This is a genomic window from Prauserella endophytica, from assembly GCF_005146945.1.
Classification (GTDB): domain Bacteria; phylum Actinomycetota; class Actinomycetes; order Mycobacteriales; family Pseudonocardiaceae; genus Prauserella_A; species Prauserella_A endophytica.
Genome location: NZ_SWMS01000001.1, coordinates 607,606 through 626,817, shown reverse-complemented (window position 1 = coordinate 626,817; position 19,212 = coordinate 607,606). Strand labels below are relative to the sequence as shown.

General features: G+C 69.8%; 22 protein-coding genes. 13 read left to right on the top strand and 9 right to left on the bottom strand.

Annotated elements, in window-relative coordinates:
• Nucleotides 1-113: 113 nt before the first annotated feature.
• Entirely contained in the window at nt 114-320 is a 207-nt protein-coding gene (locus FCN18_RS03205; protein ID WP_112266339.1) for a hypothetical protein, read from the top strand.
• A complete protein-coding gene (locus tag FCN18_RS03200) occupies nt 317-1,624 on the top strand; it encodes a cytochrome P450 (protein WP_137093149.1) in 1,308 nt (435 codons plus the stop codon). The genes FCN18_RS03205 and FCN18_RS03200 overlap by 4 nt, the downstream gene beginning before the upstream one ends.
• A gap of 52 nt (nt 1,625-1,676) precedes the next feature.
• Here the strand turns inward: FCN18_RS03200 and FCN18_RS03195 are convergent, their stop codons facing one another.
• From FCN18_RS03195 to FCN18_RS03185, 3 genes are read right to left on the bottom strand one after another with little or no spacing between them, the layout of a single operon-like run.
• Entirely contained in the window at nt 1,677-1,883 is a 207-nt protein-coding gene (locus tag FCN18_RS03195; RefSeq protein WP_110334578.1) for a hypothetical protein, read from the bottom strand.
• Between the two features lie 48 nt (nt 1,884-1,931).
• A complete protein-coding gene (ku, locus tag FCN18_RS03190) occupies nt 1,932-2,789 on the bottom strand; it encodes a non-homologous end joining protein Ku (protein ID WP_112266335.1) in 858 nt (285 codons plus the stop codon).
• 37 nt (nt 2,790-2,826) lie between these two features.
• Nucleotides 2,827-3,429 carry an HSP18 transcriptional regulator gene (locus tag FCN18_RS03185; protein WP_137093147.1) on the bottom strand — a complete coding sequence of 201 codons (603 nt, stop codon included), beginning with the start codon at nt 3,427-3,429 and terminating at the stop codon, nt 2,827-2,829.
• 102 nt (nt 3,430-3,531) lie between these two features.
• On the opposite strand from FCN18_RS03185, the gene FCN18_RS03180 reads away from it, so the two are divergent.
• The 4 genes from FCN18_RS03180 (at nt 3,532) to FCN18_RS03165 (ending at nt 7,996) form a co-directional block, all read left to right on the top strand.
• The gene (locus FCN18_RS03180; RefSeq protein ID WP_112266331.1) at nt 3,532-3,972 is read left to right on the top strand and encodes an Hsp20/alpha crystallin family protein; all 441 of its coding nucleotides are present in this window, start codon (nt 3,532-3,534) and stop codon (nt 3,970-3,972) included.
• A gap of 180 nt (nt 3,973-4,152) precedes the next feature.
• Nucleotides 4,153-5,604 carry an FAD-linked oxidase C-terminal domain-containing protein gene (locus FCN18_RS03175; protein ID WP_137093144.1) on the top strand — a complete coding sequence of 484 codons (1,452 nt, stop codon included), beginning with the start codon at nt 4,153-4,155 and terminating at the stop codon, nt 5,602-5,604.
• Nucleotides 5,601-6,713, top strand: a complete 1,113-nt coding sequence (locus tag FCN18_RS03170; protein ID WP_137093142.1) for an FAD-binding oxidoreductase — start codon at nt 5,601-5,603, stop codon at nt 6,711-6,713. The genes FCN18_RS03175 and FCN18_RS03170 overlap by 4 nt, the downstream gene beginning before the upstream one ends.
• Nucleotides 6,710-7,996, top strand: a complete 1,287-nt coding sequence (locus tag FCN18_RS03165; RefSeq protein WP_112266325.1) for a (Fe-S)-binding protein — start codon at nt 6,710-6,712, stop codon at nt 7,994-7,996. The genes FCN18_RS03170 and FCN18_RS03165 overlap by 4 nt, the downstream gene beginning before the upstream one ends.
• Before the next feature lie 28 nt (nt 7,997-8,024).
• Here FCN18_RS03165 and FCN18_RS03160 read toward each other — a convergent pair whose 3' ends face one another.
• Complete coding sequence (locus FCN18_RS03160; RefSeq protein WP_112266323.1) at nt 8,025-8,459, bottom strand: SH3 domain-containing protein; 435 nt, start codon at nt 8,457-8,459, stop codon at nt 8,025-8,027.
• A 384-nt stretch (nt 8,460-8,843) separates the two neighbouring features.
• Between FCN18_RS03160 and FCN18_RS03155 the strand changes: the two genes are divergently transcribed.
• Genes FCN18_RS03155 through FCN18_RS03140 form a run of 4 tightly spaced genes read left to right on the top strand, consistent with a single transcriptional unit; the run spans nt 8,844 to nt 11,471 of the window.
• Nucleotides 8,844-9,713, top strand: coding sequence for a helix-turn-helix domain-containing protein (locus FCN18_RS03155; RefSeq protein ID WP_112266321.1), 870 nt, complete (start codon nt 8,844-8,846; stop codon nt 9,711-9,713).
• A 47-nt stretch (nt 9,714-9,760) separates the two neighbouring features.
• Nucleotides 9,761-10,438, top strand: a complete 678-nt coding sequence (locus FCN18_RS03150) for a 2OG-Fe dioxygenase family protein (protein WP_228713631.1) — start codon at nt 9,761-9,763, stop codon at nt 10,436-10,438.
• A 53-nt stretch (nt 10,439-10,491) separates the two neighbouring features.
• Nucleotides 10,492-10,860 carry a hypothetical protein gene (locus FCN18_RS03145; protein WP_113642652.1) on the top strand — a complete coding sequence of 123 codons (369 nt, stop codon included), beginning with the start codon at nt 10,492-10,494 and terminating at the stop codon, nt 10,858-10,860.
• Nucleotides 10,861-10,919: 59 nt separating this feature from the next.
• On the top strand, nt 10,920-11,471 hold the full coding sequence (locus FCN18_RS03140) for a DUF305 domain-containing protein (protein WP_112266315.1): 552 nt from the start codon (nt 10,920-10,922) through the stop codon (nt 11,469-11,471).
• Between the two features lie 241 nt (nt 11,472-11,712).
• Here FCN18_RS03140 and FCN18_RS03135 read toward each other — a convergent pair whose 3' ends face one another.
• The 4 genes from FCN18_RS03135 to FCN18_RS03120 are packed head-to-tail and all read right to left on the bottom strand — an operon-like array spanning nt 11,713 to nt 15,531.
• Nucleotides 11,713-12,309, bottom strand: coding sequence for a GTP-binding protein (locus FCN18_RS03135; protein ID WP_112266313.1), 597 nt, complete (start codon nt 12,307-12,309; stop codon nt 11,713-11,715).
• Nucleotides 12,290-12,661: a DUF742 domain-containing protein gene (locus tag FCN18_RS03130; RefSeq protein WP_112266311.1), complete on the bottom strand. Its 372-nt coding sequence runs from the start codon at nt 12,659-12,661 to the stop codon at nt 12,290-12,292. Before FCN18_RS03130 ends, FCN18_RS03135 begins: the two co-directional genes overlap by 20 nt.
• Nucleotides 12,658-13,068, bottom strand: coding sequence for a roadblock/LC7 domain-containing protein (locus FCN18_RS03125; RefSeq protein WP_110334565.1), 411 nt, complete (start codon nt 13,066-13,068; stop codon nt 12,658-12,660). Before FCN18_RS03125 ends, FCN18_RS03130 begins: the two co-directional genes overlap by 4 nt.
• Before the next feature lie 6 nt (nt 13,069-13,074).
• A complete protein-coding gene (locus FCN18_RS03120) occupies nt 13,075-15,531 on the bottom strand; it encodes a nitrate- and nitrite sensing domain-containing protein (protein WP_112266309.1) in 2,457 nt (818 codons plus the stop codon).
• 348 nt (nt 15,532-15,879) lie between these two features.
• On the opposite strand from FCN18_RS03120, the gene FCN18_RS03115 reads away from it, so the two are divergent.
• The 3 genes from FCN18_RS03115 to FCN18_RS03105 all read left to right on the top strand — a co-directional run bounded on the left by FCN18_RS03115 (nt 15,880) and on the right by FCN18_RS03105 (nt 18,719).
• On the top strand, nt 15,880-16,098 hold the full coding sequence (locus tag FCN18_RS03115) for a hypothetical protein (protein ID WP_112266804.1): 219 nt from the start codon (nt 15,880-15,882) through the stop codon (nt 16,096-16,098).
• 130 nt (nt 16,099-16,228) lie between these two features.
• A complete protein-coding gene (locus tag FCN18_RS03110; RefSeq protein ID WP_137093139.1) occupies nt 16,229-16,705 on the top strand; it encodes a DoxX family protein in 477 nt (158 codons plus the stop codon).
• Between the two features lie 100 nt (nt 16,706-16,805).
• Complete coding sequence (locus FCN18_RS03105; RefSeq protein ID WP_137093137.1) at nt 16,806-18,719, top strand: M48 family metallopeptidase; 1,914 nt, start codon at nt 16,806-16,808, stop codon at nt 18,717-18,719.
• A gap of 7 nt (nt 18,720-18,726) precedes the next feature.
• Here the strand turns inward: FCN18_RS03105 and FCN18_RS03100 are convergent, their stop codons facing one another.
• On the bottom strand, nt 18,727-19,122 hold the full coding sequence (locus FCN18_RS03100) for a VOC family protein (RefSeq protein ID WP_137093135.1): 396 nt from the start codon (nt 19,120-19,122) through the stop codon (nt 18,727-18,729).
• Between the last annotated feature and the right edge of the window lie 90 nt (nt 19,123-19,212).

Below are 19,212 nucleotides of genomic sequence, written 5' to 3'. Positions count from 1 at the left end.
CGGGGCCACGTCCGGTGGGATACCCGAGCGCCGATCACCGGAAACCGAACGTGTAAGGGCCCTGCCTATGGGGTAACTGCGGGATCCAAGTGATCTCGACCTCGGGAGTAGCCGTGAACGCATACAGCCCGACCGCTCCGAGTCAGAACCCACAACCCGCTCTGCCTCGGACGGAGGAACCGACAGCGGAGCAGCGCCGCAGGGCGGTCCGCGCCATCGCCTCCGCCGCCTCCGACGCCACCGAGTGCGCCGAACTGCTGGAGGCGCTCGGGTTGAGCCCGGAAGAGGGCAGGCGGATCCCCACTCAGCGCGACCGATGACGCGGCAGGCCACCATTCCCGACACCGCCAGGGTGGCGGGTGGGGTAGTGCTGCCCACGCTCGCGGGTGGCGTCCTCAAGCGCCGCCCGCGAGTCATTGCGCTCGCGGAGCGGCTTCAGCTCGACCGCACCGCCGTCGGCTTGCTGCGCAGGCTCCACGCGCGTCACGGGCCTGGCCCGCTGCTACTGCGCGTGCCGGGCAGGTCCATCGCGCTCATGCTCGACGCCGAGGACGTCGAGCGGGTACTGGCGAATACTCCGTCCCCCTTCCATCCAGCGAGCCTCGAGAAGCGGGCCGCGCTCAACCACTTCCAGCCCCACGCCGTGCTCGCCACGAAGAGCACGGAGCGTGAGCCGAGGCGTCGGTACAATGAGGCCGTGCTCGAGACCGGTCACGAGCTGCACTCGCTGGCCGGGCAGGCCCGCACGGTGGTCCGCGAGGAGACCGAGCGGCTCCTGGCGAACACGACCGAGCTGGACTGGGCCACCTTCAACACCGCGTGGTGGCGGATCGTCCGGCGCATCGTCTTCGGCGACGGCGCACGCCACGAGCACGCCGTCACCGACGAGCTCGCCCGCCTCCGCCTCCGCGCCAACTGGGCCTACCTGTGGCCGAAGTCCAAGCGCGCGCGGCAGTCACTGCACCAACGGATCGGCGACCTGCTCGCCCGCGCCGAGAGCGGCAGCCTCGCGGCGAAGATCGCCGAGTTGCCCACCGAGAGCGGGATCGACCCGGCAGGCCAGGTGCCGCACTGGCTGTTCGCCTTCGACGCCGCTGGCATGGCCACCCTCCGCACGCTCGCGCTGCTGGCCACCCATCCGCGCCAGAACACCGACGCACACGCGGACCTCGACGACCCGGCGCTCTCCTACCTGCGCGGCTGCGTGCTGGACACCGTGCGCCTGTGGCCCACCACTCCGGTGCTGCTCAGGGAGAGCGCCACGGCGACGTCTTGGCACGGCACCCAGCTACCGCCCGGCACGACCTTCTTCGTCTTCACGCCGTACTTCCACCGCGATCCCGAGGCGATCCCCTTCGCCGACGAGTTCGAGCCTCAGGCGTGGCTCGACGGGCGCGCCGAGCAGCATCCCGCCCTCGTGCCGTTCAGCGACGGCCCGGGCAGATGCCCAGGGGAAAACCTGGTGCTGTTCGTGACCAGCACGATGCTCGCAGAACTGTTGCGCCGTGGCGACTACCGCCTGCTGTCGCCGAGGACATTGAGCCCGCAGCGCCCGCTGCCCGCGACGCTCGACAACTTCGGCCTTCGTTTCGCCGTGGACCCGAAGGTCATAGCCCCGAAATAGGCGCGGCATGCCCGCCTAGGCGCGGCGTGCCCTCCGAGGAGTGACCGGGCTCCTACGAGGCCCGGAGCAGCTCCTCGTAGTACACGGGCTCGGTGCACGCACAGCCGCCGTCGACCGACTCGCACTCGATGACCAGGGTGTGGCGCACCAGCTCGAAATCGGTGCAACCCTGGTCGGTGCACTCAGCACCACCGGCAACGTGCTGCACCAGCGTGCCGTGGCAGTGGTCGAGTCCGCTCTGGCAGTGTGTGCACGTCATAGCCTGTTGGTACCACCACGCCCCGACAATGCCGGGAGCGACACGCCCTCAGGCTTCCTTGGCCGGCTTCCTCGGCGCCCGCTTGGCTGCGGGCGTCTTGCGTGACTTGGCCGTCTTGGCTGGTTGCCGCGACTTCTTGGCCGCGCTGACGCTTGCCTGCAACGCCGCCATGAGGTCAGTCACCTCGGCCTCAGCCGTCGCCGCCTTCGGTTTGGTGGTCTCCTCGCCCGCGATCTTCGACTCGATCAGCGCCAGCAACGCCTCCCGGTAGCTGTCCTCGTACTTCGACGGCTCGAAGACGCTGTCGGACAACGAGTCGATGAGCGAGGCCGCCATCGTCATCTCCTGCGAGCGGACCTGAGGGGCGTCCTCCTTGAGGAACGGGAAGTCCGGCTCCCGCACCTCGTCCGGCCACAGCATCGTGGTGAGCACCATGACGTCGGAGAGCACACGCAGCACCGCGAGCGCCTCGCGCTGGCGGATCGCGACCTTGGCGATGGCGACCTGCCCGGACTTCTGCAACGCGTCCCGAAGCAGCACGTACGGCTTGAGCGCGGCCTTCTGCGGCTCGAGGTAGTAGCTCTTGTCGTAGTAGATCGGGTCGATGGCTTCGAGCGGCACGAACTCCTGCACGTCGATGGTGCGCGACGTCGACAGCGGAAGTTCGGCCAACTCCTTGTCGGTGAGCACGACCATGCCACCGTCCGAGAGCTCGTAGCCCTTCGCGATATCGGCGTACGGCACCTCCTGGCCGTCGACCGTGCAGAACCGCTTGTACTGGATCCGCCCGCCATCGGCCTCGTGGACCTGACGCATCGAGACGTTCTTGCTCTCGGTGGCCGCGTAGAGGTGGATCGGGATCGTGACGAGCCCGAACGACACCGCACCCTTCCACATAACCCGCATGAGAGTGAAGGTACGCGTTTGCGCAGCTCATCGACAGTTACCGTTTTCCCTCTCTGCGGCCGACCGTCTCCCTGCGCACCTGCTCGGAACGCGCGGTGATGTCGTCGACCTGCTGGGCGAGCGCCGGATGGGTGTCCCTCAGATGCGGACTCACCCCCGCGAGCGGCTGTAGCAGGATCACCGGTTCGCTCTCCCCGAGCGCCTTCTCCACGCGATCGACGTACCCCCGCGCGGGTGCCCCGAGCCCTTCCGCCGCGCTGACCATGGCCGCGAGCCTGCGCAGCGTCGCCGAGTTGTCCCTCGCCCATTCGGCCACCGCCCGATCGCCCGCGCGCCGGTCGCGTTCCGCACGCACGCGCCCGTCGGCGGTCGGCTCCCCCGAGTCGGACTGCCGCAGCCGCAGGTACCGGCGTTCGGCGGCCTGCCTGCTCGCGACCCCGAGGGCGGGCGCGAGTTCCGCCCAGCTGGTGCCCAGCTCTCTCGCGGCGGCGATGAGCTGCGGCTCCCAGTCCGCGAGGTCGTCCCTCAGCTCCCGCAGGAGCACGAGGGCGGCCAGCACCTGGTTGCCGTCGAGCTCGTCGCCGTTGGCCGCTCCCTCGACGGCCGCCCGCAGTCGTTCGTATCTGTTCACGCTTGTCATCTTGCCGACGACATCACCTCTTGTCAACGGAACGACGACGCGCTATAAATGAAGTGCGCGTCGGCATGAGGACCGCAACGACAAGCAGGAGGTGGAAGAACGATGTTGATGCGCACCGACCCCTTCCGAGAGCTGGACCGGCTCACCCAGCAGATGTTCGGCCACACCCAGGGCACGTGGTCCCGCCCGACCCCGATGCCCATGGACGCGTACCGCTCAGGCGACGAGTTCGTCGTGTGCTTCGACCTGCCCGGCGTCTCCGCCGACGCGATCGAGCTCGACGTGGAGCGCAACGTGCTCACGGTAAAGGCCGAACGGCGCCCGCTGCCCCACGACGAGGATGTCGAGATGCAGGTGTCCGAGCGCCCGCTCGGCGCCTTCTCCCGGCAGTTGTTCCTCGGTGACACCCTCGACGCCGACAACATCAAGGCGTCGTACGACTCGGGCGTGCTGACCCTGCGCATCCCGGTCGCCGAGAAGGCGAAGCCGCGCAAGATCGCCATCGAGAGTGGCGACAGCGGGCACAAGGAGATCAGCGCCTGAGCCAGCGCGCAAGCGGTTCGCGTTCGGTTCCTCGCCCGAAGGTGGCTCCGGCCGGGGCGCCCGACCGGAGCCATCACCTGACCGGCGGGACAGGGAAGGGTTGCCTTGGTCCCGCAGGACAGTTGTACCGTTTTCCTCGAGACGGTATTCAGATTCCGTAAAGCGAAAAGGTGGGCAAGGATGCTCAACGCGGCCGTGCGTGATGCGCTGGCCAGCGCGGTCGGAGCGCGCAACGTGCTCTCCGATCCCGTCCAGCTCCGCAGTTACGAGTGTGACGGACTGACCGGTTTCCGGCAGATACCCGCGCTCGTCGTGCTGCCGCTGGACACCGAGAGCGTGGCCGCTGCGGTGCGGGTCTGCCACGAGCACGGCGTCCCCTTCGTCGCGCGCGGAGCGGGCACCGGGCTCTCCGGTGGGGCCATGCCGGTCGCGGACGGCGTGGTGATCTCACTGCAGCGGCTGCGGCAGGTGCTGGAGGTGGATCCCGTCGACAGGCGCGCGGTGGTGCAGCCTGGCGTCACGAACCTCGACATCACGAAGGCGGCGGCGCCGCAGGGCCTCTACTACGCGCCGGATCCCTCGAGTCAGCAGGTCTGCACGATCGGAGGGAACGTCGCCGAGAACTCCGGTGGCGCGCACTGTCTCAAGTACGGCTTCACGACCAACCACGTGCTGTCGATGACCGTCGTGCTCCCCGACGGCGAGGTGGTGACGCTCGGCGGCGACACCGGCGACCAGCTCGGGCCCGACCTACGCGGGGTGTTCATCGGCTCCGAGGGCACGCTCGGCATCGTCTGCGAGATCACCGTGCGGCTGCTGCGGGTGCCCGAGACCGTGCGGACGCTGCTCGCCGACTTCCCGTCGGTGCGCGCGGCGGGCGAGGTGGTCAGCGACATCGTCGCCGCGGGGATCGTCCCGGCCGCGGTGGAGATGATGGACAACCTCGCCATCCAGGCCGCGGAGAAGGCGGTCGGCGCCGGTTACACGCTCGACACCCCCGCGGCGCTCGTCGTCGAGCTGGACGGGCCCGCCGCCGAGTGTGGCAGCCAGTTCGAACAGGTCAAGGCCATCTGCGACCGGCACGGCTGCACGCGGCTGCACATCGCGGGCGACGCGGGCGAACGGGCCAAGATCTGGATGGGGCGCAAGGCCGCTTTCGCGGCCGTCGGCCGGATCAGCCCCGACTACATCGTGCAGGACGGCGTGGTGCCGAGGACCCGGCTCGCGGAGGTGCTCGGGCGCATCGAGGAGATGGGACAGGCGGCCGGGCTGCGGGTCGCGAACGTCTTCCACGCGGGCGACGGCAACCTGCATCCCCTGGTGCTCTTCGACGAGGACGCCGGCGAGCTGGAGCGAGCCGAGGAACTGTCGAAGGACATCGCCGAGTTGTGCGTAGAGTTGGGCGGTTCGCTGTCGGGCGAGCACGGGATCGGTACCGACAAGGCGTGCTCGATGCCGCGCATGTTCGGCGTCGACGACCTCGCGACGATGGACCGGGTCCGCTCGGCCTTCGACCCGGGCAAGCTGTGCAACCCCGGCAAGCTGCTGCCCACCCCACGCCTGTGCGGTGAGCGTCCCGGCCGGTACCGGCCGCATCCGCTGGAGGAGGCGGGAGTGATCGAACGGCTATGACCGCCACCATGCTGGCGCCCACGGATCTGCGGGGCGCGCACGAAGCACTCGCCGACACCGAGGGCACCGTCCAGCTCCAGGGCGCCGGGACAGCGGCCGGGTGGGCGGGCGCAGCGCTCCCCACCGACACGGTGCTCGACACCACGCGGATGACCGGCGTACTCGCCTACAACCCCTCCGACATGACGGTCGCCGTGCGGGCCGGTACCCCACTCTCGGAGTTGCAGGCCGAGCTCGCCGCCAACGGCCAGCGTGTCGCGTTCGACGCCGCTCGCGTCGCCCGGGGTGCGACGGTCGGCGGGCTCGTCGCCACGGCCGACTCGGGCCCGCTCGCGCTCGCGTACGGATCGTTGCGAGACCTGGTGATCGGCGCGACCGTGGTGCTCGCCGACGGCACGGTCGCCCGCACAGGCGGGCACGTGATCAAGAACGTCGCGGGCTACGACCTCGCGAAGCTGCTGCACGGCTCCTACGGCGGGTTCGCGCTGCTGGCCGAGGTCGTGCTGCGGCTGCACCCCGTTCCCGCGTCCGCGCGCACGGTGTCGCTCGAGTGCCCGCTGGACGTCGGCGCGGAACGGGCCGCACTGGTGCTCGGCAGCGCGCTCGAACCGGTGTGCCTGGAGTGGGCCGAGGGCACGTTGCTCGCGCGGCTCGAAGGGACACCCGATGGCACCGAGGCCAGGGCGAGGGAGCTCGCCGGACTGATCGGTGGCTCGGTGCTCACCGAGGACGACGCCGACGCCGCGTGGGCCAGGCACGCGGAGCTGACCGGCGCGGCAGTGGTCCGTGTCGGCTGCAGGCCCAGCAGGCTCGCGGGGTTGATCGGCGCACCCGGTGGGCCCGCGGTGGCAGGGCTGGGCACGGGCATCGGCACGGTGGGGCTGCCGTTCGCGGAGGTCAACGGGATGCACGACGCCGTGACGGCGATCGGCGGGACGTCGGTGACGCACCAGCGACCGCCGAGCGGGGTGCGCGCGTGGGGCCGGATGCCCTCGGCGATTCGGGTGCTGCGAGCGCTGAAGAACGAGCTGGATCCGCACGGGCGGCTTAGCCCGGGCCGGTTCGAGTCGTGGTTCGGGGAGTTCGGCAACAGGGAGGAGAACCCGTGACGGAGCGGACGGAGCCGGGGTTCGACGCACTGCACCCACCATCGCGGGAGCTGCTCGACGACTGCGTGCACTGCGGGTTCTGCCTGCCCACGTGCCCGACCTACCAGCTGTGGGGCGAGGAAATGGACTCCCCGCGTGGCCGGATCTACCTGATGGACCTGGCCGAGCGTGGCGAGATCGAGCTCCAGGGCGCCTTCACGGAGCACATCGACGCGTGCCTTGGCTGCATGGCGTGCGTGACGGCGTGCCCGTCCGGGGTGCAGTACAACCGTCTGCTGGAGGCCACGCGCCCGCAGATCGAGCGCAACGTCGAGCGATCGCGCTCCGACCGGCTCTTCCGGGGCGGCATCTTCGCGTTGTTCCCCTACCGGCGGCGGTTGCGGGCGGCGGCGATCTTCGGGCTCGTCTACCAGAAACTGCGGCTGGACCGCGTGGCCGAGCGGGTGCTACCGCCCCGGCTGCGCGCGACACAGGCGCTCATGCCGCCGGTGAAGCTGCGGGACGCGTTCGCGTCGCTGCCTCGCCGAGTGAAGCCGGACGGTCCCGTTCGCCGACGGGTCGCGATGCTCTCGGGCTGTGTGCAGGACGTGTTCTTCCACGAGGTCAACGTCGCGACCCAGCGGGTGCTCGCGGCCGAGGGCTGCGAGGTGCTGACGCCGAGAGACCAGGGCTGCTGCGGCGCGCTCGGGCTGCACGCTGGGCGAGAGGACCACGCCACCAAGCACGCGAAGCGCACCATCGAGACGTTCGAGAAGCTGCCGGTGGACAACATCGTCGTGAACGTCGCAGGCTGCGGCTCGTCGATGAAGGAGTACGCCGACCTCCTGGCCGACGATCCGGAGTGGGCGGAGCGGGCGAAATCGTTCAGCGCCAAGGTGCGGGACGTCACCGAGCTGCTGGCTGAGCTGGAGCCCCGGGCGAAGCGGCATCCGATGAAGGCGAAGGTCGCCTACCACGATGCCTGCCACCTCGGGCATGCCCAGGGTGTGCGGGCCCAGCCGAGGGCCGTGCTGCGGACGATCCCCGGGCTCGACGTCGTCGACCTGCCGGAAGCGGAATTGTGCTGCGGCTCGGCCGGCATCTACAACATGGTGCAGCCGGAACCCGCGGCGGAGCTGGGCGAGCGCAAGGCGGGCAACATCCGCGCCGTGAACCCGGACCTGCTCGTGACCGCGAACCCTGGCTGCCTGTTGCAGATCGGCCGGTACCTGGACGGCGACGTCCCCATGTTCCACCCGGTGCAGGTGCTCGACGCCTCGTTGCGGGGTCGCCCTTTGCCCTGAGGGACCGGCGCCCTCAGGGCGCCCGGGGTCACCGGGCGAGATCGACCGGGTCCTCGCAGGCGGGTGCGCCCACTCCGGACTCGGGTCGGAGGTAGTGGGCCGAGACGAACCCGGTGCGGCCGTCGACGGTGCCGCTGACCCACATCGTGTTGCTGGCAACCGCCGTGCCCGGCTCCCAGCAGGTGCCGACGAAGGGCGCGCCCTCGTCGAGCCAGCCGACTTTGACGCAGTCGGCGTCCGGACATGCCCGCACGTTCAGGCCTGCCCCATCGGTCCCGGAAACGCGGTAGCGAGTCTCCGCCGCCTCGCTCGCCTGGATCTGCTCGGTCCCGGCTCGGCGGTCACCGCCCTGCGGGGCACCCTGCTCCGCTCGGGAACTGAGGACGAGCATCAGCCCCGCGGCCACCATCGCTGCCACCACAAGGACACGGACGAACAAGCCCACTCGCAACGACACGAACATTGTCGACCTCCCTCTGCTCGACGGGTTTGCCGCGTCCCCTCCTCGATCGCTCCGACGTTCGTGCTGACGTCTCCTTCCTGTGCGACGTGGTGGGATCTTCTGGGAACTACATGTTGAGTGTCCCGTGATGGGCAACCGTCATGCAATTCCCATTTTTGCGATCCCACGCAGTCCACTCTTGTGGCCTAGTGAACCGCGGCGCGGCAGCCCTCCGAAGCCGCTCCAGGGGGCCTCGCTATCACCCGTTCAGCGCAATACGCCTGCATGGTTGAAGCCGCTCCGAGAAGGACTTGCGGCCATGGCCTACAATCTGCGGTCTGGGATTCCCACGAGGACATCCCGCACTGGAACACCCGTGGTTCTAAGCACCCGGATCGAGGTCCGATGGCTGATCCAGGCCCCGTGGTACCGCGGCGCCGCATCGCCGAGGAGCTGCGCAGGCTCCGCGGCGAGGCAGGCCGTACCCTCGAAGAGGTCGCCGAAGCTCTCCTGATCTCCACCTCGAAGCTGTCCCGCCTCGAGAACGCGCAGGGCCGTCCCCAGCTTCGCGACATCCGGGACCTCGTCCGCTTCTACGGGATCGAGGGCACGCAGGTCGCCAGCCGCCTCGAACGCTGGACGAAGGCGTCCCAGTCACAGGGCTGGTGGACCGACTACAGCGGGCAGATCTCGGACGAGCTCGGCGCGCACGTCGCCTACGAGACCGAGGCGTCGGTCGCCAGGGTCTACACCATCCCCGCGATCCCGGTCCTGTTGCAGACGGCCGACTACGCGCGCGCCTACTACCGCAGTACCGAGCCGTGGCGCACGTCCGACGACATCGAGCAGCTCGTCGAGCTGCGCATGAAACGCCAGCGAGCCCTGCGCCAGCGTGAGGGGCAACCCCCGCTCACGCTGGTCGCCGTGACCCACGAGTCCAGCATCCGCCAACTGGTCGGCAGCCCCGAGATCATGCGCGCCCAGCTGGACCACCTCATCGAGAGCTCGACCGCCCCCAACATCGAGCTGCGCGTATTCCCCTTCGCCACGCAGCCGCTGTTCACGAGCACGTGCATGTACGCCTACTTCGAGTTCAGCGAGGACATCGATCGCGACGTCGTGCACATCGAGACCCACGCCGGCATCCGGCACATCGAGCGGACGAAGGCAGTCGAGAAGTACCGCGAGTACCACGACGCCCTCTACCGCAGTTCCCTGACACCCGAGGAGACGAGGGCGCTCATCCGGACTGTCAGGAACGAGCAGTTCTCCTAGCCATTTCCCAAACCCCGCATTGGACTCTTTGAATGGCATCCGAAGCTGTGAAGTTGAGTCACAAGAAACTCAGCACCGACGGCTATGTCGTCCTCAGCGAATCCGAGTTCGGCTTCTCCGCCGAAGATCGCGCACACCTTCACCGTGCGTTCTTCCACAGTGGAGTGCTGCGCCGATACGAGAAGGACCTCCCCGTGGACAGGGAGCGGGCGCGTGACGTCGTCCGCTTCGAGTGGGAAGGAACCGAGCTCCGACTGTCCGAACACGACACCATCACCATCGAGAATCGCGGTGAGCGGCCGGAAGCCCGCGAGTACGGGCGCGTCGAGGTACTCGCCGACGGGTTGTTCGAAACGTGGATCCGCAAGGCGCTGGCACTGCTGCCGGAGCACTGGCGGGACCCTAGGGGCACGTTCGGCGTGAACCTCTTCCGCACGTTCACCAACGTCGTCACCAAGCCGCACCAGGATGGTGAGCGGTTCATCTTCATCTACGTCGTGGACAAGGTCGGGCACGGCGCCGAGACCTGGCTCTACGGACCCGGCGAGGACGATCACGAACCGATCTTCCGGGGCACGCTCAGCCCCGGTGACCTGATGGTGTTCGAGGACGCCCGGTTCCGGCACACCGTGACACCGCTGGAGAACCCTCCGGGCGGCGCGGCGCGGCGCGACGCGCTCGTGTGCACGGTCAACTACGCCCACACCTACGCGCTCGACTGGTGACCGTCGTGCCCGGGGCTCACCGAGTCCCGGGCACGCTCGGTTAAATTGGTGCCATGCTCCGGCGGGAGATGGGACCGTTGCCGAGGTGGGCGCTGCTGTGCGCGCTCGCGCTCGCCGTCGTCGCCATGCACCACGTGGGTTCCGCCCCGCCCGCGCACGGGCCGGAGAGCATGCCGGCCGTGGCCGCTGCCACCGTCGCAGACGGCCATCCGGCACCGGACCACGGCTCCCACGACCTCTTCCACCTTTGCCTCGCCGTACTGGCCGCGGTGGGCGGGCTCCTGCTCGCGGCGTGGTTCCTCGGCCGCGTGGCCCGCTCCGTGCCGCCCGTCCGCCGCGCGATCCCGCTGCGGGCCGGGGCCCGTGCCCCGCCGCGCGGCGGGCGCGACATCCTGCACCTCGCCTGCGTGATCCGGGTGTGATGAGGCGCTTTCTCCCGAGCGTCCACCCATCCGATTTCTCAGGCCAGGAAAGACGAACCATGTTCAAGAACGTGAGGCGATTCGTGCTGCCCGCGATCGCCGCCATCGTGCTGCTCGCGGGCTGCGGCACCGCAACCGAGCAAGCGGACCACAACGACGCGGACGTGACGTTCGCGAGCGAGATGATTCCCCACCACCGCCAGGCGATCGAGATGGCGGGGCTGGTGACCGAACGCACCGGGAACCAACGGCTGCGCGGGCTGGCCGACGACATCCGCCAGGCGCAGCAGCCGGAGATCGAACAGCTCTCCGAGTGGCTACAGCAGTGGGGCGAGGCGGTTCCCGGTGAGCACGAGGGACACGGCGGCGGCCACGCCATGCCGGGCATGATGACCGAGGAGCACCTGGCCGAGCTGGGCAGGATGAGCGGCGCCACGTTCGACCGGCGCTGGCTCGAGCTGATGATCGAGCATCACGCGGGCGCGATCGAGATGGCCCGCGCACAGCTGGCACATGGCGTGCACTCCGAGCTCAAGCGGCTCGCACAGCAGGTCATCAACACCCAGCAGGCCGAGATCGACACCATGCAGGGCCTGCTCGGCAACGGCTGATCAGCGGCCCGTTCCACAAGACCCGCGTGCGGCCCGCACCAGCGCGCGAGCCCTGACGAACTCCGCCAGGGAGAACGCGAACGTCGGCCGCTCCACCACGAGCGACCGGCCACCGGCATCGGCGAGGGCATCGTGCGACCCACGATGCCCTCGCCGTCCGAGCCGTCCGAACCGTCCGAGCTGTCGGCCAGTTCCCGGCTCGCGGACCTCCGCTGAGGGTCTGTCGCTCTCCACAACGTCCTCAGCTGCTGGCCGGAACGAGGTCGGCGTTGCGCATGACGTGCTGGATGAGGGTCACCAGCACCTGCTTGGTCGACTCCCGGTCGCGAGCGTCGCACAGCAGCAGCGGAACAGTCGGGTCCACGTCCAGCGCGGCGCGCACCTCCTCGGTGCCGTAGCGGTGGGCTCCGTCGAAGCAGTTGACCCCCACGACGAACGGAAGCCCGCGTCGCTCGAAGAAGTCCACCGCGGGGAAACAACTCTCGAGCCTGCGGGTGTCGGCCAGCACAACGGCGCCGAGCGCGCCCGTCGCCAGCTCGTCCCACATGAACCAGAACCGGTCCTGGCCGGGAGTGCCGAACAGGTACAGGATCAGGTCCTGGTTGATCGTGATGCGCCCGAAGTCCAGCGCCACGGTGGTTGTGGTCTTGCGCTCGACGCCGGCGAGGTCGTCGACGCCTTCCGACGCGGACGTCAGCACTTCCTCCGTGCGCAGCGGCGGGACCTCGCTGACCGAGCCGACCATCGTGGTCTTGCCGACCCCGAAGCCACCGGCGATCAACAGCTTCACCGCCGTCGCGGTGAGCCGACGCCGCGGGTCAGAGTTTCCGGATGCCATCGAGAACCGCCTGCAGTACGTGTTGGTTTGGGGCTTCACTCATGGGCGCAGCTCTACGGAAGATCACGTAGTTCTGCTCGATCAAATCACTGAGCAGTACCTTGATCACCGGCAGGGGTAGGTCGATCAGCGCGGCGACCTCCGCCACGGACATCGGCCGCTGGCACAACCGCACGATCTTCGCGTACTCAGGCGGGAGCGAGGCCGCCTCGGCGACCGAGGGAAGCGCCACGACGAGTGTGATCAGTTCGAGGCCGAACTGGTCCGAGCGCGTGCGGCCGCCCGTGACGGCGTAGGGACGGACCAGAGGCCCCGCCGCCTCGTCGAACCACGCCTCGTCCTGGCCGCTCATGGCGCACTGTGCTGCTCAACCCTGGGAGCCGCGCTGAGTACCGCGCCGACCCGCTTCACCATCATGTTCATCGCGTACGCGACGAGGCCCATGTCCGCGTCCTCCGACGTGAGCAGGGCGAGGCACGCTCCCCTGCCCGCAGCCGTGACGAACAGGAACGCGTGGTCCATCTCGACGACGGTCTGGCGCACCTGGCCCCCGCCGAAGTGCCGTCCGGTTCCTCGCGCGAGGCTCTGGAACGCCGACGCCACCGCGGAAAGGTGCTCACCGTCCTCTTCGGACAGGTTGCTCGACCTGCCGATGAGCAGGCCGTCCGCGGACAGCACGACGGCGCGATCGGCTCCGGCCACCTGCTGCACCAAGTCGTCCAGCAGCCAGTCCAGTTCGTTGACTCCCGTGTTCACCATGGCGTCTCAGTCTCCAGAATGCTCGTCGAGGCTCGGGTCGTGCGCGCGTGCCTGCCGGGTCCCGCGCTGGAAGGCGGAAAGCCGGCTCCTGGCCTGCTCCGGCTCGGTGACCACCTCCGTCTGCTCCGTGGATGGACCCGTTTCCATCAACTGCGGCACCAGGTTCTGCTGCCTGCGGCGCCGCGGCAGCGGCGGCCTTCCCGGTGACATCGTCCCGCCGGGCTGCTGCGGGCGGGCGTCCTGCGCGGGGCGTTGCCGCTGCGGCAGTTCCCTCGGTGCGGACTCCCGTGGAGCGTTCTCCCTCACGCCGTTCTCCAGAACCCCGTTCTCGCGGAACACACTCTCCCGTTGTGGCAGCTCCCGCGGCGGCGCCGCCTCGGCCGGGGGCGTCTCGCGCCTGCGCTTGGGCAGTTCCCTCGGGCCCGAACCGTTCTGCGCGGGTGGCTCGGTCTTCGGCGTGGCCCTCGGCCTGCGCCGCAGCACCGGCGTCTGCTGGGCGGGCACGGCCTCCTCGACGGCGGTCCGCGTGCCGTCCTCGGGCTCCGGCACGGGACCGAGGAGGTCCGAGAGCACCAGCACGATCGCACGCGTGCCGCCGTAGGCCGACTCGCGCAGGGTCACCACGATGCCGTGCTTGGCCGCAAGCCGCGCCACCACGAACAGGCCGAGCCGCGGCTCCTCCGACAGCGCCATGAAGCTGAAGTCGGGCGGGTTGCGCAGCATTTCGTTGAGCTCGTCGCAGCGTTCCGGCTCGATGCCGAGGCCCTGGTCCTCCACCTCGATCACCACACCGCGGCCGACGATCTCGCCCCGGATCTCCACCCGCGACGACGGCGGCGAGAACGACGTGGCGTTGTCGATGAGCTCGGCGAGCAGGTGCACGAGGTCACCGACCACCGGGCCCGCGACGGCGATCGCCGGTAGCTTGCCCACCTTGACGCGCTTGTAGTCCTCGGTCTCGGCCGTGGAGCCGCGCACGAGGTCGGCGAGCGCGACCGGGTTCCGCCACTGCCTGCCGGGCTGCTCGCCGCCGAGGATGATCAGGTTCTCGGCGTTTCGCCGCGCGCGGGTGGACAGGTGGTCGAGCCGGAACAGCATGTCGAGCTGGTCCGGGTCCTCCTGCTTGCGCTCCGCGGCGTCGAGCGCCTGTAGCTGCCTGTGCACGATCACCTGGCTGCGGTGGGCGATGTTGAGGAACACCTTCTTGGTGCCCTCACGGGTCTTGGCCTCCTCGACGGCGGCGGCGACGGCGGTCTGCTGCGCCTTGTTGAACGCGTCGGCCACCTGGCCGATCTCGTCCTGGCCGTGGTCGAGGAACGCCATCTCGGCGTCGAGGTCCACCGCCTCGCCCGCCCTGACCCGAGCGACCAGCTCGGGCATCTGGTTGTCGGCGATGTCGAGCGTGTCCTCCCTCAGCCTGGCGAGCCGCTGCACGAGGCGGTTGGACAGCCGCCACGCGATGAGGAACAGCGCGATGGCGACGACGAGCACGGCGATACCGGCGATGATCGACGTGATCAGCGTCCGGTCGGCGTCGTCGAGCGCGATGTTCGTGGCGTTGGAGCTCTGTGCGATGTAGATGCCCATGAGCGCCGCGCCGACGTCCCGCGCCGCGGCGCGCCACTCGGCCTCCGGCACCGGCAGCTGGGTCTGGTTGCCACGCAGGAAGGCGTTCTCGACGGTGGTGAGCCGCTGCCAGGCCTCGCTCTGCACGAGCTGCTCGTACTGTGCCCTGACCTCGGGGATCATCTCGGGCACCGCCGACTGGAGGCCTGCGTGGTAGGCGCCGATCTGGCCGATGTAGGTGCGGAACTCCTCTTCGGTGAGGCCGCCACCGACGAAGCCGGCCGCCGCGAGCGCGTCACCACGCGACATGCCGTCCGCGCTGGTGAACAGCGGCATCGCGGTGACGCGCAGGTACGCGGTCTCGGCGTCGGGCGCCTGCTGGGCGACGCCGTTCAGGCCGATCGCGAACTCGTCGATCAGCCGGTTGTAGAAGTCGTAGGCCTGCTGCAGCGAGGGGCCGCCCGCGTCGATCTGCTGGCGGAACTGCGGCAGCTGCGCGAACTGCTGCGCGGTGATGGCGATGCTGCGCTGCACGTTCTGCGGCGCGTCGCCAACCATGGCCTGCAGCTCGGCGTTGATGGCCGCGGCCGAGGCGTCGGTCTCGGCGCGCACCTGCTGGAGCTCGGCCCTGTTGGCGCCGTTGCTGGCGAGGTCCTGGAGGGTCAGCCTTCGTTCCTCGCGCACGGCGGCGAAGAACCGGGCGCCGGGTTCGGCCGCGTCGTGGACCTTGGTGGCGAAGTCGCGGACCTGGATGGCGTCGTACACGAGATAGCCGGCGAGCGCCACACCCGCCAGCAGCAGGGCGACGCTGGGGACGAACGCGATGGCCAGAACCCTGGACCGGATCGACGAACGTCGGGTACGTGCCCCGAACTTCTTCTTAACCAACGCGCTCAAAGGCCCTTTCAGCGGCTTTTCCAGATCGTTTGGGCCCCCGCACCCCTGGGCTGCCGGCCTCGCGCTCCCCGCGGGTAAGCCAGCGCTCAGCGGAGATTATGCAGCCGGACAAACGTGAGTCAACTTCACTACTCCGTCCGGCCGAACAGCGTCTTTGCTCGGCGCTACCACGCCGAGCAGTGGGTTTGCGGCCGTTTCGGCCAACGGTGACATAGCGCACGGTGAGGAACCTCTCCCGCCCGCACGTCTCGTCATGCGAACACCCCGAACGGAACCGGTAACTCCGCGACCTTGTACGGCGATACCAGTGCAAACCCCCGCACCAGGACACCAAGGAGGCCGGTGTCGATGCTGAAGCGCGCCGGCAGGTACCCGTTCTCGCAACGCCTGCTGCTGATCGTCCTCGCGCTCGCGTTCGCCGCGACCGCGGTGCTGCAGGCGTTCCTCGCCAGCTCGATGTCCGAATGGTGGCCTGCCGTGCTCGCGGCCGCGCTCGCGCTGGCAGCGCTGTGGTGCCTGATCGCCGCCGCCCGCGCCTGGGACGGAACGGAGAAGCGGCGCCTGTGAAACGCGTCGCTCATTGTCATTCTGCGTAGCTGTCCGTCACGGAAAGAAATGTCCTCATCGATGTCGATCCAGCCGCGAGGCGTTCGACGCCTTTGCAGAGCCGGATCACAGACCGATGGAGGGACACCCCATGACGAACGCCACGCTCGACCGCCCGACCACCACCGACCGCACGGACGAGAACCCGCGCCGTACGCCCCGCAGGCTGCACGGCCCGGTGCTCGCCGCCACCAGGATCGTGGTGGCCTTCCTCTTCCTCTGCCACGGCCTGCAGGGATTCGGCGCACTTGGGGGCATCGACGGCGCCGGCACGGCGCTGCCCGTGGGCTCGTGGCCCGGGTACTACGCCAGCGTGCTCGAAGTGGTCACCGCCGTACTGGTCGGTCTCGGCCTCTTCACGCGGCCGGCCGCGGTGCTGGCGTCGGGCGCGATGGCCTACGCGTACTTCACCGTGCACCAGCCGATGGCGCTGTTGCCGCTGCACAACATGGGCGAGCAGGCCGCGCTGTTCAGCTGGATCTTCCTGCTGATCGCGGTGCTCGGTCCCGGCTCGCTCGCGCTGGACAACCTGCGGCGGGCACGCGCCAAGAGCCTCGAAAACCACTGAGCCATCTCGTTTTCCCAGGAACCCCCGGCATCGCCCGGCCGTCCTATTCGGTCGAGGGGTGCCGGGGGTTCGTCACAACTGGACATGGAGGAGGTCCGCCGTGCGCGGATCGGTTCGCGCGTTCTTCGCGGTGCTGTTGTTGGCCCTGTTCCCGTTCTTCGTCCTCGCACTCGGCGTCGGCGGGGTGGTCGCGGGCCTGACGATCGGGCACCGCGCGGGCATGTACGTCGCGATTCTCGCCGCGGGCATGATGCTTGCGCTCGGCCTCGCGCTCGCGCAGGCGCTGCGCACTCGGCTGGAGCCGCCGAGCGGCCCGGTGCTGACGCGGCAGGAGCAGCCAGGGCTATGGCGGCTCGTCGACGAGCTCGCCGCACAGGCACAGACCAGGTCGCCGGACGAGATCGTGCTCGTGGGCGAGATCAACGCGGCGGTGCGCGAGGACGCGCGGGCGCTCGGCCTCAAGGAAGGCAAGCGGTACATGATGATCGGCCTGCCGTTGCTGGCCGGACTCAACGTCACGGAGCTGCGCTCCGTGCTCGCACACGAGCTGGGCCACTACGGCGGCGGCCACACGCGACTGCTCGCCGTGAGCTACCGCGGTGCCGAGACACTCGGGCTCACAGTGTCCCGTTTGGACTCGGGACCGGCCCGCTGGATCCTTGGCGCATACGCCTGGCTCTACGCCGTCGTATCCCGTTCCGCGAACCGGGCACAGGAGTTGCAGGCCGACGCCTACTCCGTCGCGGCGGCGGGCAGTGAGGCCGCGGCGAGCGCGTTGCGCAAGATCGCGACGATGGACCTGCTGTGGGAGGCCTACGGAGAACGGTTCCTCGGCCTGCCGAGCCTGGCCGGGCGCACGCCGGACATCCTGCTCGGCTTCCGCAACTTCCTCGACCACCCGCAGCAGCGCCGGATCGTCGCCGAGATCGAGCCGAAGGTGCTCGACAACCAGCCCAGTTCGCTGTTCGACAGCCATCCGACGATCCGCCGCCGCATCGAGAAGATCGGCGCCATGCCGGCGCCACCCGCGCGCCCCGACCAACGTCCAGCGTGGACAGTGCTCGCCGACCCCGCGCGCGTCGTTCCGGCCGCCGAGGCTCGGCTCTACATCAAGGGCGAGCTGGGACCGCGCGCGAGCTGGAGCGAGATCGTCCGGATCGCGGGGGCCGCGAGCGCCGCGAGGGGCGCCGAACTGCTGGCGGGCGCTGGCCGCGAGTCCCGCGCGGCTCCCGGCGGAACGCTCGGCGAGCTGCTCGCCGCCATCCAGCACGGCCGGATCGACCAGCTCATGAGCCCGTTGCTCGAGGACGGCGGCAACCCTGAGCAGGCCCGCGAGGGACTTGTAGAGCTGCTCGGCGACGTGATCGTGTGCGCGCTGATCGCGCAGCGGCGCGCGCACCACGAGCTGAGCTGGGGCGGCGGCCGGCTGATCACCGGGCCGCAGGGCGAGCTGAAGGTCACCGAGCTCGTGGCTCCGGCCGTGCGGAACCCCGCGCTGGTGCCCCAGTTCGCGCAGCGGCTCACGGCGCTCGGCGTGCGGATGGACTTCGTCCGCAGGCCCACCGCCGCGCCACCGAGGCCCGCGCATCCGGCAGGCGGCGCGGAGCCGCAGCTGGTGGGTGTGGCCCCCGAGGTCATGGCGTTCAAGAAGAACTGGGACGTGCTCGTGTTCGACGCAGGGCTGCTGCTGGTGCCGCTCAAGGCGGGCAAGCTGGCCGGGCAGAGCCTCGCCGGGGCCGTGGGCCAGGGCGGGCACGCCCAGCGCAAGCGCGTCACCGGGCTGCTGGAGCTGGGGCAGGCCGAGCTGTTCGGTCAGCCGGGGGTGCGCTGGCTGCCCACGGGCACCGTCCTCGGCGGCGACCGCAAGAAGTTCCTCACCGGCGGCGGCAAGATCGCGCTGCGCTTCGCGGGCGGGGAGACGGCGACGCTGCGCACCCAGCACGACGGCGGGTACGAGTCGCTGACCCGGTTCCTCGACACCGTGCCCCGCGGGCAGCCCGTCGGTTCGCGGTGACGGGCCGTCAGCAGAGACAGAACTCGTTGCCCTCCGGGTCGCGCATCACCACGAAGTAGTCCTGCGCGTCCTCGACCGTGCGCACGTGGGTGGCGCCGAGGGAGACCAGCCGCACGGCCTCGGTGTCGACGTGCTGCCTGCCGATCTTCACGTCGAGGTGCAGGCGGTTCTTGCCCGCCTTGGGCTCGGGCACGCTGTGGAACAGCACGCGTGGCCCGGTGCCGTGCGGGTCGACCACGGCGCACCACGCCTCCCCCGGCCCGCCCTCGGCGCGCGAGAACTCCGCCCAGCTCGCGTGGCCGTCGGGAGGGTCCTGCACGACGTAGCCCAGCACCTCGGCCCAGAAGCGGGCGAGCCGGTGCGGGTCGGCACAGTCCACGGCGACCTGCATGCGTCTCTCCATGGGGCCATCATGCCCGGCCGCGGACCTGGGAAGGCCCGCCGCCGACCCACCCGGGCAGCTGTGCCGGCGTCGCGGGGTCTACGACGGCCA